Here is a 13,699-nt window from a genome sequence, read left to right as displayed (position 1 = left end):
TCGGTGCATTAAGTGACTGGAGAGTAAGGTGAGGTCGTTACCGAAGGTAACCCGTCGGTAGGTTACGCAAGCGTAAAGATCTCATGGCGCCTTCACCGCCGCCTTCCCCACAGCCTGCGCCACCGCCGCCTTGGTCACGTCCGCGACCTGCTCCACCATGTCCGGCCCGTACGACTGGGAGTTGACCACCTTCAGCAGCAGGCAGAACTGCCCCTCCGGGCCGTGCTTGCGGGCCAGCCGCGCCCGGTTGCGCACGAGGTGGCGGACGGCCGCGCGGTGCGTGACCGGCCGCTGGCCCGCCGCCAGGAACACCGGCCGGCCGCCCTCGCCCGCCGTCAGCCGCGCCAGCAGCACGTACTCCACGGCACCCGGCTCCATCGCGTAGCTCGTGCCGCCGATGGCGAAGGTGCCCCGCCCGGCGCCCGACGCGTCGCCCGGCTGCACCCGCACGCCCGGCAGCAGATTGGCCAGGTGGGCGGCGAGCCGCCGGTGCGCGGTCGGGTCGCCGACACAGAACTCCGTGCGGGCGCCGAAGCCCTGGAGCCCGGTGTCGTGCGGCGCTACCTCGGCGTGCGCGCCGCAGTTCTCGATCACCGAGGCGAGCCCGAGCATCGCCAGGGCGTCATGGCGCGGGATGCTCCAGTGCGCCGAGGAGCTGTCCCGGTGGGTGACCAGGACGCACTCGGCGCCGTCCGGCAGCCCGAAGAAGGCGCGCTCGCGGGCCAGTCGGCGGCGGGCTGCGGCGGACCGTAAGGTCCAGCCGCCCGCGAGACCGAGGAGCAGCGCGGCGGCGGCGATGGCGGGGAGGAGGGGGTTGTCCATGGGCCGGGAGGGTAGCGGCCGTTCGGGTGGGCATCGAGGGGCGGCCGGGTACTGGTGCGGTTGTCCTGGTTCGTCGCCCTGTCGCGGCCGAGGGGCCGCGGGTAGGCTCCGGCCCCTGGCGCGAATCCGCTGGAGGGTCCGATGGAGGGATGGCAGAGATGACGCATGTCCGACGCCTGTCGGTACTGGCCGTGACGGCCGTGCTGGCCGGTTCGCTGGCCTCCGTACCGGCCAGTGCCCGGCCCACGGCGGCCCCCGCGACCGACCCCCCGGCCAAGTCCCCGGTCGCGGTGGGCTCCGGCGGCGCGGTCTCCAGCGTCGACGCCGACGCCTCGGCGGCCGGCATCGAGGTGCTGAAGAAGGGCGGCAACGCCGTGGACGCCGCGGTCGCCACCGCGGCGGCCCTGGGTGTCACCGAGCCGTACTCCGCGGGCATCGGGGGCGGCGGCTACTTCGTCTACTACAACGCCAAGAAGCGCTCCGTGCAGACGATCGACGGCCGCGAGACCGCGCCGCTCACCGCCGGCAAGGACCTCTTCCTGGAGAACGGCAAGCCGGTCCCCTTCAGCGAGGCCGTCACCAGCGGCCTGAGCGTCGGCACCCCCGGCACCCCCGCCACCTGGGACACGGCCCTGGACAAGTGGGGCAGCCGCTCCCTGGGCCAGGTCCTGGCGCCCGCCACCCGGATCGCCCGCGACGGCTTCACCGTCGACGAGACCTTCCGGAAGCAGACCGCCGACAACGCCGACCGGTTCCGCGACTTCCCCGCGAGCGCGAAGCTGTTCCTGCCCGGCGGGCAGCCCCCGGCCGTCGGCTCCACCCTGCACAACCGCGATCTCGCCCGCACCTACGACGAGTTGGCGAAGAAGGGCGTGGACGCGCTGTACCGCGGACGGCTGGGTGAGGACATCACCCGCACCGTCGAGCAGCCGCCCGTACGGGAGGGCGCCACCCGCAAGGTGCGGCCCGGCGACCTGACCGCCGCGGACCTGGACGCGTACGAGACCAAGGTGCAGGCGCCGACGAAGGCGAAGTACCGCGGCCTCGACGTCTACGGCATGGCCCCCTCCTCCTCCGGCGGCACGAGCGTGGCCGAGGCGCTCAACATCCTGGAGAACTACGACGTAGCGAAGCTGAGTGAGAAGCAGTACCTGCACCGCTACATCGAGGCCAGCCGGATCGCGTTCGCCGACCGTGGGCGCTGGGTCGGCGACCCGTCGGCGGAGAAGGTGCCCACCGAGGGACTGACCTCGCAGAAGTTCGCCGACTCGCGCGCCTGCCTGATCAAGGACGACGCGGTCCTCAAGAGCCCCGTGGCGCCCGGTGACCCGCGCGACCCGAAGCCCTGCGCGGACGGCGGAAAGGCCGCGCCGACGACGTACGAGGGGGAGAACACCACCCACCTCACCGCCGCCGACAAGTGGGGCAACGTCGTCGCCTACACCCTCACCATCGAGCAGACCGGCGGCAGCGGCATCACCGTCCCCGGGCGTGGCTTCCTCCTCAACAACGAACTCACCGACTTCTCCTTCACCCCGGCGGCCCCCGGCGTCCCCGACCCGAACCTCCCCGGGCCCGCCAAGCGCCCCCGCTCCTCCATCTCGCCCACCGTCGTCCTCGACCACGGCAAGCCGGTACTGGCCGTCGGCTCGCCCGGCGGAGCCACCATCATCACGACAGTTCTGCAGACGCTTCTCGGCCACCTCGACCGCGGCCTGCCGCTCGTCGACGCCATCGCAGCGCCCCGCGCCAGCCAGCGCAACGCCGCGCAGACCGAACTCGAACCGGCGCTGTACGACAGCAAGCTGCGCAAGGAACTGGAGGCCCTCGGCCACTCCTTCAAGGAGAACCCCGAGATCGGCGCGGCCACCGGTATCCAGCGGCTGAAGGACGGCCGCTGGCTCGCGGCCGCCGAGAAGGTGCGCCGCGGCGGCGGCTCGGCCATGGTCGTCCACCCCCGCGGCCACGCGAACGGCCGCTGACCGTATACGGAACAGCCGTCTCCGGCACGTCTCGTCGTGCCGGAGACGGTTGAAACCGGCTCGAACACGTGGTTACTCTGCGCCCCTCTGTCGGAACGGACAGTCAGGGCGAGAGGCAGGCGTGAGGGCAATGGGGGACAGGTTCGAGGGACTGGCCGAACAGGCCAGAGCGCTTCGCGACGGTGACACCTCGTCGGCCGAGCTGGTGGGACGCTCGTTGGAGCGCATCGAGGCGACACGGGGCACCGTGAACGCCTTCCGGCTGGTACGCGCCGAGGCGGCGCTCGCCGAGGCCGAGGCGGCCGACCGCAGGCTCGCGGCGGGGGAGCGGCTGCCACTGCTCGGCGTGCCGGTCGCGGTCAAGGACGACACCGATGTGGCGGGCGAGCCCACCGCGTTCGGCTGTGCGGGCGCCTTCCCGCCCAAGGCCGAGGACGCCGAAGTGGTACGGCGGCTGCGCGCGGCCGGCGCGATCGTGGTCGGCAAGACCAACGCCTGCGAGCTGGGCCAGTGGCCGTTCACCGAGGGCCCCGCGTTCGGCGACACCCGCAACCCCTGGAGCCACGCGCACACCCCCGGCGGGTCCTCGGGCGGCTCGGCCGCCGCGGTCGCCGCCGGACTCGTCCCCGCCGCACTCGGCACGGACGGCGCGGGCTCGGTCCGCATACCCGCGGCCTGGACCCACCTGGTCGGCATCAAACCGCAGCGCGGCCGGATCTCCACCTGGCCCGAACCGGAGGCCTTCCAGGGCATCACCGGCATCGGCCCGCTGGCCCGCACGGTCGAGGACGCGGCGCTGCTCCTGGACGTGTCCAGTGGCAGCCACCGGCACGACCTGCACCGCCCGGCGCCGGTCGCGGTCCGCGCTGCGGTCGGCCGGGACCCGGGGCGGCTGCGCATCGCGCTGTCCTGGCAGGCCGCCTGGACCGGCACCCCGCGCCCGCTCCATCCCGAAGTGCGCGCCGCCGTCACCGACATCGCCCGTACGCTCGCCCGCCTCGGGCACCTCGTCGAGGAGGCCGAGCCGGACTACGGGCTGATCGGCCTCTCCTTCGTGCCGCGCGCGACCACGGGCGTGCGGGAGTGGACCGAACGGGTGCCGGACCGCTCTCTGCTGGACCGCAGGACGCGGGACGCCGCACGGCTGGGCCGGCTGCTCGGCGGGCGCGCCCTGAAGCTGGCGCGGGCCGCCGAGGCGCGCCAGCAGAAGCGGGTGGGCGCGGTCTTCGGCCGGTACGACGTGGTGCTCACGCCGACCACCGCCACCCCGCCGCCGCGGGTCGGCACGCTGGTTGCGATGAACGGCTGGCGCACCGACCGGGCGATGATCGCGGCCTGCCCGTACGCCTGGCCGTGGAACGTCCTCGGCTGGCCGGGCATCAGTGTCCCGGCCGGCTTCAGCTCGGCCGGACTCCCGCTCGGCGCCCAGCTCCTGGGCCCCGAGGGCGGCGAACCCCGCCTCGTCTCGCTCGCCTCCCAGCTGGAGGACGACCTCCGCTGGCACGAGAAGTGGCCGCGGCTGAGGGCGGGGGTCTGAGGCTCAGCCCAGCAGCTTGACGATCGCGTCGGTGGTGTCCGTCTCGCCCAGGCGCGGGAAGATCTTCTCGACGCTGTTGCGGTGCGCGTCGGCGTCCATGTCCGTGACGGCGTCGGTCGCGACGGTCACGTGGTAGCCGTGCTCGTAGGCGCTGCGCGCGGTGGACTCCACGCCGATGCTGGTCGCGATGCCGGCCAGCACGATCTGGGTGACGCCGCGGCGGCGCAGCTCCATGTCCAGCGGCGTGCCGTGGAAGGCGCCCCAGGTCTTCTTGGTGACCAGCACGTCCGAGGGCTGCCGGTCCAGCTCCGGGACCAGCTCGGCCCAGTCGGCGGGCGGGTTGCCGGCGCGCGCCGGGCCCTCCGTACGGCCGGGCGCGCCGCCGGTGACGTTGACCAGCACGACCGGCAGGTCGCGCGCGCGGAAGGCGGCGGCCAGCCGGGCGCCGCGCTCGATGACCTCGGCGGCGGGGTGGGCGGTGGGCAGCGCGGCGATGCCCTTCTGCAGGTCGATGAGGACCAGGGCGGTGTTCGGGTCGAGCGTGGTGGCGGTCATGGTCAGTTCTCCGTCAGTCGTTTGAGCAGCGCGGCGGCCTCGGCCAGTACGCGCTGCTCCTCGGGGGTGGTGTGCTCGGCGATGGCCACGGAGAGCCAGTTCTGCTTGGCCCGCCGGAGGCCGGCCAGTACCTCCCGGCCCTCCTCGGTGAGCGCGAAGACGACCTGGCGGCCGTCGGTGGGGTGCGGGCTGCGCGCGACGACGCCGCGTTCCTCCAGGGCGGCCAGCGTCACCCGCATCGACTGCGGGCGGACCAGCTCGGCCCTGGCCAGCGCCGCGGTGGTGGCGGGCCCTTCCAGGTCCAGCCGGGCGCAGACCGCCCGCTGGGTGGGGGTGATCCCGTCCCCCGGCGATTCGGCGCGCAGCCGGCGCATCAGCAGGCCGACGGCCGTACCGAGGTCCGTGACGAGCTGTTCGTGCTCCTTGCCCGGCATGGCACCAGCCTAGAAATTCGACAGGAAAACTTGCAAGTTTTCCTGTCGGCCATGGTGATCACGCCGTTGTTGCCGGATCTACGCCCCCGCGCCCCGCCGGGAGTGGAAAACTCGCTGTAGTCGTTGTGTCACACAGGACGCAACACGACCGGAGCGCAACTGCGGTACCGGCGCGGCGGCGCGCGGCACCACGGGGGAGAAGGGGACGGCATGGCAGAGGCACGGCTACGGGACTCCGTGGACGGTTTCGCGCGCTTCCTGGGCGAGCTGGTGGCGGCGCTGGACCCGGCCGAAGGCTGGTACGGCGTCTTCGCGCGGCGCGACCCCGAAGGGCTGCGGGCCTGCCTGGAAGGGCGCGAGGTGCCGCCCTGGGACGTGGTCGAGTCGCTTCTCCACGACCTGTCCGGGCGGTTCGGCGAGCAGGCGGCGGCGGAGACCGGGGCGCGCGCCCGCGAGCTGCACGGTGCGGCGGCCGCCGCGTACGACGCGCTCACCGGCGGCCCCGGGGCGCTCCGCGGCCGGCTCGACGCCATGCTCGACGAACTCCACCACGCCACCGGCCGCGAGCGCGAGCTGCGCGCCGCGCTGAAAGAGGCCGATCCGGCCACGGACGTGGCGGCGCTCGACGGCGAACTGGCCTGGGTCGCCGACGACGTGGCCCGTGCGCGGGCCCGCGTGCGCGAGCTCCAGCAGCGGATGGAGGGGAGCGCGGAGGCGGCCCCGGCGGCGCCCGCGCCCGGCGCCGGCGCCCCGCACAACTCCGCGCCGGACGCCGGCACTCCCTACAACTCCGCGCCTGGCGCCGGCGCCCCGTACGACCGCGCGACGCACGCGGGCACGTCGTACGACTCCCGGAACGAGGTCGTCGCGCCGTACGGGACCGCGGATCAGGCCCTCGCGCCGTACGAGTTCCCGGCGGAGGACTTCGAGGAGGCCCGGCCGGAGGAGTTGCGCGCCGCCCGAAGAAGGCCCCGTGGCGCCCGCTTCGCCGGCCTCGAACCGTCGGCGGAGGGGACGGAGACCGGCGCGCCCGTAGCCCCGCCCGCCCCGCGCGGTGCCCGCTTCGCCGGTGCGCAGGAGGGCGGCGAAGGGAGGAAATCGGCCAAGGCGGGGAAGGAGACGGCGGCCGGATCCGGTAGCGGACCGGCGTCGTCCCTGTCCGGCCTCCCGCCTCAGACCTCCCAGGCCGTCAGCAGCGCCGTGTCCCACCTCGCCGAGCTGCGGGCCGCCGGGCGCGGCGGCGAGGCGCACGCCGTCCTGTGCGCCGCGGCCCGCCGCCCCGCCGAGGAACTGCCGCACATCGCCGCGGAGCTGGAGCGGACCGGCCTGGCCGCCGATGTGGCCACGCTGCTGTGGGAGGTGGCCTGCCTGCCGCCCGGGCCGCTGGCCGCTGCGGCCGGCGCGCTGGCCGCAGCCGGCCGGGTCCAGGACTGTGTGAGCCTGCTGCGGCAGGGCGTGGCCCGACCGGTCGGCGAGGTGGGGGACGCCGCGCTGGCCCTGCGGCAGGCGGGCCGTACGGCCGAGGCGCGGGAGCTGCTGGCCGCGATGGTGCGGGCGCGGACCTCGGAGGAGGCGGCCGGGCTCGCGACGGCCACGGACGCCCCCGAGGTCCTGCTGCCGCTGCTGCTGGAGGCGGCGGACCAGGTCTCGGAGCACCGCCGGCGGGACCTCGTCCACGCGTTGCGGACGGCCGGGGTGTCGGACCGCCTCATAGGTGTCCGCTGACCCGTGCGCACCACGGCTCACGGCAGTTCGTACGGCCGTTCCCACCGTGCGGGGGATCGGCCGGGCGGCGCGGCCGAGATGGTCTTGCCACGGTGCGTGCGGCGTCCTACGGTCACCTCCACACGCGTAGAGCTCGCGCGGACCGGTTGTCTGACGCCCTGGCAAAGGAGCAGCTCATGGCCGATGTCGTACGTGCCGCACTGGTGCAGGCGACCTGGACGGGCGATACCGAGTCGATGATCGCCAAACACGAGGAGCACGCCCGCGCGGCGGCGGCTCAGGGCGCGAAGGTCATCGGCTTCCAGGAGGTCTTCAATGCCCCGTACTTCTGCCAGGTGCAGGAGCCGGAGCACTACCGCTGGGCGGAGCCCGTCCCGGACGGGCCGACCGTCCGCCGGATGCAGGACCTGGCCCGCGAGACCGGCATGGTCATCGTGGTCCCCGTCTTCGAGGTCGAGCAGTCCGGCTTCTACTACAACACCGCCGCCGTCATCGACGCCGACGGCACCGTCCTCGGCACCTACCGCAAGCACCACATCCCCCAGGTCAAGGGCTTCTGGGAGAAGTACTACTTCAAACCGGGCAACAAGGGCTGGCCGGTGTTCGACACCGCGGTCGGCAGGGTCGGCGTCTACATCTGCTACGACCGGCACTTCCCCGAGGGCTGGCGGCAGCTCGGCCTGAACGGCGCCCAGTTGGTCTTCAACCCCTCCGCGACCTCCCGCGGCCTGTCCGCCTACCTGTGGCAGCTGGAGCAGCCGGCCGCCGCGGTCGCCAACGAGTACTTCGTCGCCGCGATCAACCGTGTCGGCACCGAGGAGTACGGCGACAACGACTTCTACGGCACCAGCTACTTCGTCGACCCGCGCGGGCAGTTCGTCGGCGACGTGGCCAGCGACAGCAAGGAGGAACTGGTCGTCCGCGACCTGGACTTCGGGCTGATCGACGAGGTGCGGCAGCAGTGGGCGTTCTACCGCGACCGCCGTCCCGACGCCTACGAAGGGCTGGTCCAGCCGTGAGCAACCACTACACCGACGCCGCCCACCTGCACGACCGGCACCGCGCCGTCCTCCCCGAGTGGCTGACCCTGCTCTACGACCGCCCCATCGAGCTGACCCACGGCGAGGGCCGGCATGTCTGGGACTCCGACGGCAACCGCTACCTGGACTTCTTCGGCGGCATCCTCACCACGATGACCGCACACGCGCTGCCGGAGGTCACCAAGGCCGTCGCCGAGCAGGCCGGGCGCATCATCCACACCTCCACCCTCTACCTCTCCCGTCCGATGGTGGAACTGGCGGAGCGGATCGCGGCGCTCTCCGGCATCCCCGACGCGCGGGTCTTCTTCACCACCTCCGGTACGGAGGCCAACGACGCGGCGCTGCTGCTGGCGACGGCGTACCGGCGCTCCAACCAGATCCTGGCGATGCGCAACAGCTACCACGGCCGGTCCTTCTCGACCGTGGGCATCACCGGCAACCAGAGCTGGTCGCCGACCAGCCTCTCGCCGCTGCAGACGCTGTGGGTGCACGGCGGGGTGCGCAGCCGCGGCCCGTTCGCGCACCTCAGCGACGCGGAGTACATCGCGGCGTGCGTCGCCGATCTCAAGGACGTGCTCCAGCAGACATCGGGCGGGGTGGCCGCGCTGATCGCCGAGCCGGTCCAGGGTGTCGGCGGCTTCACGGCCCCGCCCGACGGGCTGTACGCGGCTTTCCGCGAGGTGCTGGCCGAGCGCGGCATCCTGTGGGTCAGCGACGAGGTGCAGACCGGCTGGGGCCGCACCGGCGAGCACTTCTGGGGCTGGCAGGCGCACGCCGCGAGCGGTCCGCCGGACATGCTGACCTTCGCCAAGGGCATCGGCAACGGCATGTCCATCGGTGGCGTGGTGGCCCGCGCCGAGGTGATGAACTGCCTCTCAGCCAACTCCATCTCCACCTTCGGCGGCAGCCCGGTCACCATGGCGGCGGGCCTGGCCAACCTCACCTACCTGCTCGAACACGACCTCCAGGGCAACGCCCGGCGCGTCGGCGGCCTGCTCATCGAGCGGCTGCGGGCGGTCTCCGCCGGCCTGGAGATGGTGCGCGAGGTCCGCGGGCGCGGCCTGATGATCGGCGTCGAGCTGGTCGACCCGGGCACGGACGAGCCGTCGCCCCGGGCCGCCGCTGCCGTCACGGAGGCGGCGCGGGAGCGCGGCCTGCTCATCGGCAAGGGCGGCCTGAACGGTGCAGCGCTGCGTATCGCGCCCCCGCTGTCGCTGACCGTCGCGGAGGCCGAGGAGGGCGCCGACCTGCTCGCCGACGCACTCCGCGCCGCGCAGAAGCGTCTCGCGGGGTGACGCCGCGCGCGGGCCCGACCTGCGCGGGCCCGCGCGACCGCTGATCATCGGAGGCATGGCACCGTCCGCACCCCGGCCCGCCGGCCTCCCCGTCCTTCGGCCCATGCTCGCCACGCCGGGTCCGCTGCCCGTCGACGGGGCGGAGCCGCGGTGGGCGTACGAGGTGAAGTGGGACGGGGTGCGCTGTGTCGTCAGCGTGCCGGGCGACGGCGGGGTCCGGCTGGTCACCCGCAGGGGCAACGACGTCACCGCCGTCTATCCCGAGCTGGCCGGGCTCGGCGACCGGCTGCGCGGCCGGCCCGCCGTCCTCGACGGGGAGATCGTGGTGCTCGACGAGCGGGGCCGGCCCGACTTCGGGCTGCTGCAGCAGCGCATGGGCGTGGCCGACCCGCGCCGGGCGGCGCGCCTGATGCACGAATACCCGGTGCACCTCGTGCTGTTCGACCTGCTGCACCTGGACGGCCGCTCGCTCCTGGACGCCTCGTACGAGGAGCGCCGGGCCGCCCTGTCGGGGCTGGACCTGGACGCCGCCGAGTGGTCGGTCCCCGGCTGTGTGGCTGGGCACGGCCAGGAGGTCTGGGAGACCACGCGCGCGAACGGCCTGGAAGGCGTCGTCGCCAAGGTGCTGTCCTCCCCGTACCTGCCCGGAGTCCGGTCCGCCGACTGGCGCAAGACGAAGCACGTGGTGACCCTCGACGTGGTCATCGGCGGCTGGTCGGAGGGGCGCGGCGGGATCGCGGGCCTGCCCGGCTCGGTGCTGGCCGGGCTGGACGGCCCCGAGGGGCTGCGGTACGTCGGCTCGGTGGGCTCCGGCCTGTCGGACCTGGAGCGCCGGGATCTCGCGCGCTACTTCGAGGTGCTCACGCGGGACCGTTCGCCGTTCACGGAACGGGTCGGCGTGGCCGCGGCGCACTGGGTCGAGCCGCGCCTGATCGCCGAGGTCGGGTACTCCGGCTGGACCACGGCGGGCCGCCTCCGCCACCCCACTTGGCACCGCCTCCGGCCCGATCTCACGCGGCTGGACTGACCACCGGCAGGCGCCTCACAGCCACCGGTCGAACGCTTCGAGGACGGCGATGATCCCGCTTTCCCAGGTCGGGAAGTGGCCCCGGATCCGGGTGAACGACACCGCCGCCTTGCGGCGTTCGCCGTCCATCACGTAGACGACGTGGAGGACGCCGCTCGTCGTGGCTCCGAGGCGAGCGGGACGAGGAACAGGCCCCGCCGCTCCACCGCGCGCCGCACGCGACGGTCGGTCCCGGACACGTCCGCGATCGTCATGGCAAGCCCCCGTGCTCACTCGGGACACCTCAGGGGTAGCCCGTCACAGTCACAGTTGGCGCGGCAGGTGTGGCGGCCACACGAAGGAGGAGACCTCAAGTCCCTTGATGCAGCGCGGGGTTGGGGTTCATCGCCGTCCGCGCGGCAGTGGCTTCGCGCGGTTGAGGTTGATCAGGGGGCCGAGCAGGTCGCCGTGGCGGGCGCGGCGGTCCGCGATGTCGCCGATGAGGAAGTGCAGGTCCGACGGGTCGTCGCAGGCGGCGATCTCGTCCCAGGTCACCGGGGTGGAGACGGCCGGTTCGGGCCGGGCGCGCACGGTGTACGGCGCCGCGGTGGTCTTCGCCGCGCTGTTCTGGCTGAAGTCGAGGAAGACCTTGCCGGGCCGCAGCGCCTTGGTCATCCGGTGCACCACCTGACCGGGCAGCTCGTGCTCGGCCTCCACGGCGATGTCCTTGGCGTACGCGGTGACGTCGTCCGACGGGGTGGGCTCGATCGGTACGAGCAGGTGCAGGCCCTTGGACCCGGAGGTCTTGGCGTACACGTTCAGCCCGTCCGCCGACAGCCGCTCGCGCAGCCACCCGGCCACCGCGCAGCAGTCGACGATCGTGGCGGGCGCGCCGGGGTCCAGGTCCCACACCATCCGGTCGGCCATGCCGGGGTCGTCCGTGCGCCACTGCGGCGTGTGCAGCTCGACGACGAGGTTCGCCGCCCACATCAGGGAGGCGGTGTCCTGGAGCACCACCTGGCGGCCGGTCCTGCCGCTGCGGCGGGTCAGGTCGACGGTCTTCACCCAGGCGGGCGTACCGGGCGGCACGTTCTTCGTGAAGAAGGTCTCGCCGTCCGGGCCGTCGGGGTAGCGCAGGAAGGAGACCGGGCGGTCGTAGAGGTGGGCGAGCATCGCGCCCGCGGTCACCGCGTAGTAGTGCAGCACCTCGCCCTTGGTCGTCCCGGTGGCCGGGTACAGCACCTTGTCCAGCCGGGTGACCGTCAGCCGGCGTCCCTCGATCTCCGTGATCGGCATACCCTGAGACTCCCATGAATCGGACATAAAGGACGGAAGTCGAGGGGTGCGCGCATGAGGTCCATCTGGAACGGGTCGATCTCCTTCGGCCTGGTTAGCATCCCGGTGAAGATGTACAGCGCGACGGACAGCGCCTCGGCGGTCTCCTTCGTCCAGATCCATGAGAAGGACGGCGGCCGCATCCGCTACCGCAAGGTGTGCGAGCTGGACGGCGAGGAGGTGTCCCAGGACGAGATCGGCAAGGGCTACCAGGCCGCCTCCGACCTGATCGTCCCGCTCACCGACGCCGACCTCGCCTCGCTGCCGCTGCCCACCACCAAGACGCTGACCATCCTGGCGTTCGTCGACGCCGCCGACATCGACCCGCTCCAGATGGACAAGGCGTACTACCTCGGCGCCAACGGCCCGTCCGCCGCCAAGCCGTACGTCCTGCTGCGCGACGCGCTCGTACACCACCAGAAGGTGGCCATCGGCAAGGTCGCGCTGCGCAACCGCGAGACGCTGGCCATGCTGCGGGTGCACGACGACGCGATCGTCATGCATGCGCTGCTGTGGCCGGACCAGATCCGCTCCCCGCAGGGGCTGGCCCCCAAGGAGGACGTCCAGATCCGGGACAACGAGCTGACCCTCGCCGAGACCCTGATGGACTCGCTCGGCGAGCTGGACCCGGCCGAGCTGCACGACGACTACCGGGACGCCGTCGAGGAGCTGGTCTCCGCGAAGCTGGAGGGCGGTGAGCCGGCCGTGCCCTCGGAGGGGCCCAAGCGCGGCAAGGTCATCGACCTGATGGCGGCCCTGGAGGACAGTGTGCGGGCGGCCCGGGAGGAGCGCGGCGGTACGGACGAGGCGGCGGGCTCGGGCGGCTCCGTCACCCGGCTGCGCCGCAAGGCCGCGGAGTCCGGGGAGGACGGTGCGGCGCCGCCGGCCCGTAAAACCCCGGCAGGGACGGCGAAGAAGACGACGGCCAAGCGGACCGCGGCCAAGAAGACGGCCGCGAAGTCCGCCGCGTCGAAGAAGAGCACGTCCGCCGGACAGGGCGGTGCGGCCAAGAAGGCGGCGGTGAAGAAGACCCCGGCGAAGCGGACCGCGGCACGCCGCAAGGCCGGCTGAGCGGCCGGGCGGGCGGCGCGGAGGCCGGTCGTGCGTGGCGGGGCGGGGTCCCGGCCCCGGTGGAGCATTCCGCGGTACGACGGCCGGCAGGGTGCCCGCCGCTCTTCACGTGCCCGCGAGGACTGCCCGTACGGTCTTGCCGCCGCCGCGGTCAGCGGTGATGTCGAGCTGCCGGGCCAGCAGTCCGACGATGGCCATGCCCCGGCCGCCGACCGCGTCCTCGGTGAGCGGCTTGACGGCGGGGGTGTGCGGATCGTCGTCGTGCACCTCGATGGTGACGCCGCTCGACGCGGCGCTGAGTCGCAGGCGGCAGCGGCTGTTGCCGTGCCGTACGGCGTTCGTGACCAGCTCGGACACGATCAGCACCGCTTCGTCCACCCGGCCCGACACTCCGTCGGGCATCGCTGGATGGCCGAGGAAGCCACTGGTCAACCTCCTGGCCCAGCGGGCCGACGCGGCCTCCCGCGGCAGCGCGTACTCGACGCGTGCGGCACGGTTCCTGTTGCTCGCGTGCATGGGGTCCCACTCCCTCCCGTGACGGTGGCGGAGGGACTACGGTCACTGCGTCGACCCCTCCACCCGTGGCCGTTGCGATCACGCACGGCCTGCCGACGGGAGCGGTCATTCCCGATCGTCGCCGCCCCAACCATCGGCAACCCGTTTGCCGACCCGCTGTGACGGAGTGAACACGGCCGGCCGGAGGGAGACCGGCGCTGACAGGCGTACCCGCGCCCGGACCGGGCACCAGCAAGACCACCGGCGTACGCCCGCAGCGGACCGGATCAAGCCGATCCCGGCGGCCGCGCGGCGCCGCCGCGAGGTCCCGTACGGCCGGATGCGGGGCGCGACCCGTCCCCCCGTGCCACCCGGCGACCCCGATTCGACCCGACGGCTAAC

General features: G+C 73.3%; 12 protein-coding genes. 7 read left to right on the top strand and 5 right to left on the bottom strand.

Translation table 11 applies throughout. The annotated features are described in order from the left end of the window. Positions 1 to 81 precede the first annotated feature (81 nt). The gene (locus tag ACIGQF_RS23625; RefSeq protein ID WP_399713477.1) at positions 82 to 822 is read right to left on the bottom strand and encodes a hypothetical protein; all 741 of its coding nucleotides are present in this window, start codon (positions 820 to 822) and stop codon (positions 82 to 84) included. Positions 823 to 980: 158 nt separating this feature from the next. On the opposite strand from ACIGQF_RS23625, the gene ggt reads away from it, so the two are divergent. Next, positions 981 to 2,804 (top strand): gamma-glutamyltransferase, encoded by a 1,824-nt coding sequence (gene ggt, locus ACIGQF_RS23620; protein WP_399713475.1) that lies wholly within the window; start codon positions 981 to 983, stop codon positions 2,802 to 2,804. A 130-nt stretch (positions 2,805 to 2,934) separates the two neighbouring features. Further along, a complete protein-coding gene (locus ACIGQF_RS23615; RefSeq protein WP_399713473.1) occupies positions 2,935 to 4,341 on the top strand; it encodes an amidase in 1,407 nt (468 codons plus the stop codon). A gap of 3 nt (positions 4,342 to 4,344) precedes the next feature. On the opposite strand, the gene ACIGQF_RS23610 is transcribed toward ACIGQF_RS23615, so the two are convergent. Further along, positions 4,345 to 4,896 carry an isochorismatase family protein gene (locus ACIGQF_RS23610; RefSeq protein ID WP_399713471.1) on the bottom strand — a complete coding sequence of 184 codons (552 nt, stop codon included), beginning with the start codon at positions 4,894 to 4,896 and terminating at the stop codon, positions 4,345 to 4,347. 2 nt (positions 4,897 to 4,898) lie between these two features. Beyond that, positions 4,899 to 5,330: a MarR family transcriptional regulator gene (locus ACIGQF_RS23605; protein ID WP_361566960.1), complete on the bottom strand. Its 432-nt coding sequence runs from the start codon at positions 5,328 to 5,330 to the stop codon at positions 4,899 to 4,901. Positions 5,331 to 5,540: 210 nt separating this feature from the next. On the opposite strand from ACIGQF_RS23605, the gene ACIGQF_RS23600 reads away from it, so the two are divergent. The 4 genes from ACIGQF_RS23600 to ligD (ACIGQF_RS23585) all read left to right on the top strand — a co-directional run bounded on the left by ACIGQF_RS23600 (position 5,541) and on the right by ligD (ACIGQF_RS23585) (position 10,417). Further along, positions 5,541 to 7,055, top strand: a complete 1,515-nt coding sequence (locus ACIGQF_RS23600; protein ID WP_399713468.1) for a hypothetical protein — start codon at positions 5,541 to 5,543, stop codon at positions 7,053 to 7,055. Between the two features lie 176 nt (positions 7,056 to 7,231). After that, complete coding sequence (locus tag ACIGQF_RS23595) at positions 7,232 to 8,074, top strand: nitrilase-related carbon-nitrogen hydrolase (RefSeq protein WP_361566965.1); 843 nt, start codon at positions 7,232 to 7,234, stop codon at positions 8,072 to 8,074. Beyond that, on the top strand, positions 8,071 to 9,390 hold the full coding sequence (locus ACIGQF_RS23590; RefSeq protein WP_399713465.1) for an aspartate aminotransferase family protein: 1,320 nt from the start codon (positions 8,071 to 8,073) through the stop codon (positions 9,388 to 9,390). Before ACIGQF_RS23595 ends, ACIGQF_RS23590 begins: the two co-directional genes overlap by 4 nt. 55 nt (positions 9,391 to 9,445) lie before the next feature. Next, on the top strand, positions 9,446 to 10,417 hold the full coding sequence (gene ligD, locus ACIGQF_RS23585) for a non-homologous end-joining DNA ligase (RefSeq protein ID WP_399713463.1): 972 nt from the start codon (positions 9,446 to 9,448) through the stop codon (positions 10,415 to 10,417). Positions 10,418 to 10,798: 381 nt separating this feature from the next. Here ligD (ACIGQF_RS23585) and ligD (ACIGQF_RS23580) read toward each other — a convergent pair whose 3' ends face one another. Next, the gene (gene ligD, locus ACIGQF_RS23580; protein ID WP_399713461.1) at positions 10,799 to 11,692 is read right to left on the bottom strand and encodes a non-homologous end-joining DNA ligase; all 894 of its coding nucleotides are present in this window, start codon (positions 11,690 to 11,692) and stop codon (positions 10,799 to 10,801) included. 54 nt (positions 11,693 to 11,746) lie between these two features. Between ligD (ACIGQF_RS23580) and ACIGQF_RS23575 the strand changes: the two genes are divergently transcribed. After that, positions 11,747 to 12,802, top strand: coding sequence for a Ku protein (locus ACIGQF_RS23575; RefSeq protein WP_399713457.1), 1,056 nt, complete (start codon positions 11,747 to 11,749; stop codon positions 12,800 to 12,802). A gap of 105 nt (positions 12,803 to 12,907) precedes the next feature. Here the strand turns inward: ACIGQF_RS23575 and ACIGQF_RS23570 are convergent, their stop codons facing one another. Beyond that, complete coding sequence (locus ACIGQF_RS23570) at positions 12,908 to 13,318, bottom strand: ATP-binding protein (protein ID WP_399713453.1); 411 nt, start codon at positions 13,316 to 13,318, stop codon at positions 12,908 to 12,910. Positions 13,319 to 13,699 lie beyond the last annotated feature (381 nt).

This window comes from Streptomyces sp. NPDC053560 (assembly GCF_044544605.1).
Taxonomy (GTDB): Bacteria; Actinomycetota; Actinomycetes; order Streptomycetales; family Streptomycetaceae; genus Streptomyces.
Note: the sequence above shows the minus strand (reverse complement) of the source record. Positions and strands in the feature narration are given on the sequence as shown.

What these genes read in the sequence shown, in the direction of transcription:
- ACIGQF_RS23625 (WP_399713477.1), bottom strand. Translation starts at nt 822, where the DNA reads ATGGACAACCCCCTCCTCCCCGCCATCGCCGCCGCCGCGCTGCTCCTC.
- ggt (WP_399713475.1), top strand. Translation starts at nt 981, where the DNA reads ATGACGCATGTCCGACGCCTGTCGGTACTGGCCGTGACGGCCGTGCTG.
- ACIGQF_RS23615 (WP_399713473.1), top strand. Translation starts at nt 2,935, where the DNA reads ATGGGGGACAGGTTCGAGGGACTGGCCGAACAGGCCAGAGCGCTTCGC.
- ACIGQF_RS23610 (WP_399713471.1), bottom strand. Translation starts at nt 4,896, where the DNA reads ATGACCGCCACCACGCTCGACCCGAACACCGCCCTGGTCCTCATCGAC.
- ACIGQF_RS23605 (WP_361566960.1), bottom strand. Translation starts at nt 5,330, where the DNA reads ATGCCGGGCAAGGAGCACGAACAGCTCGTCACGGACCTCGGTACGGCC.
- ACIGQF_RS23600 (WP_399713468.1), top strand. Translation starts at nt 5,541, where the DNA reads ATGGCAGAGGCACGGCTACGGGACTCCGTGGACGGTTTCGCGCGCTTC.
- ACIGQF_RS23595 (WP_361566965.1), top strand. Translation starts at nt 7,232, where the DNA reads ATGGCCGATGTCGTACGTGCCGCACTGGTGCAGGCGACCTGGACGGGC.
- ligD (WP_399713463.1), top strand. Translation starts at nt 9,446, where the DNA reads ATGGCACCGTCCGCACCCCGGCCCGCCGGCCTCCCCGTCCTTCGGCCC.
- ligD (WP_399713461.1), bottom strand. Translation starts at nt 11,692, where the DNA reads ATGCCGATCACGGAGATCGAGGGACGCCGGCTGACGGTCACCCGGCTG.
- ACIGQF_RS23575 (WP_399713457.1), top strand. Translation starts at nt 11,747, where the DNA reads ATGAGGTCCATCTGGAACGGGTCGATCTCCTTCGGCCTGGTTAGCATC.
- ACIGQF_RS23570 (WP_399713453.1), bottom strand. Translation starts at nt 13,318, where the DNA reads ATGCACGCGAGCAACAGGAACCGTGCCGCACGCGTCGAGTACGCGCTG.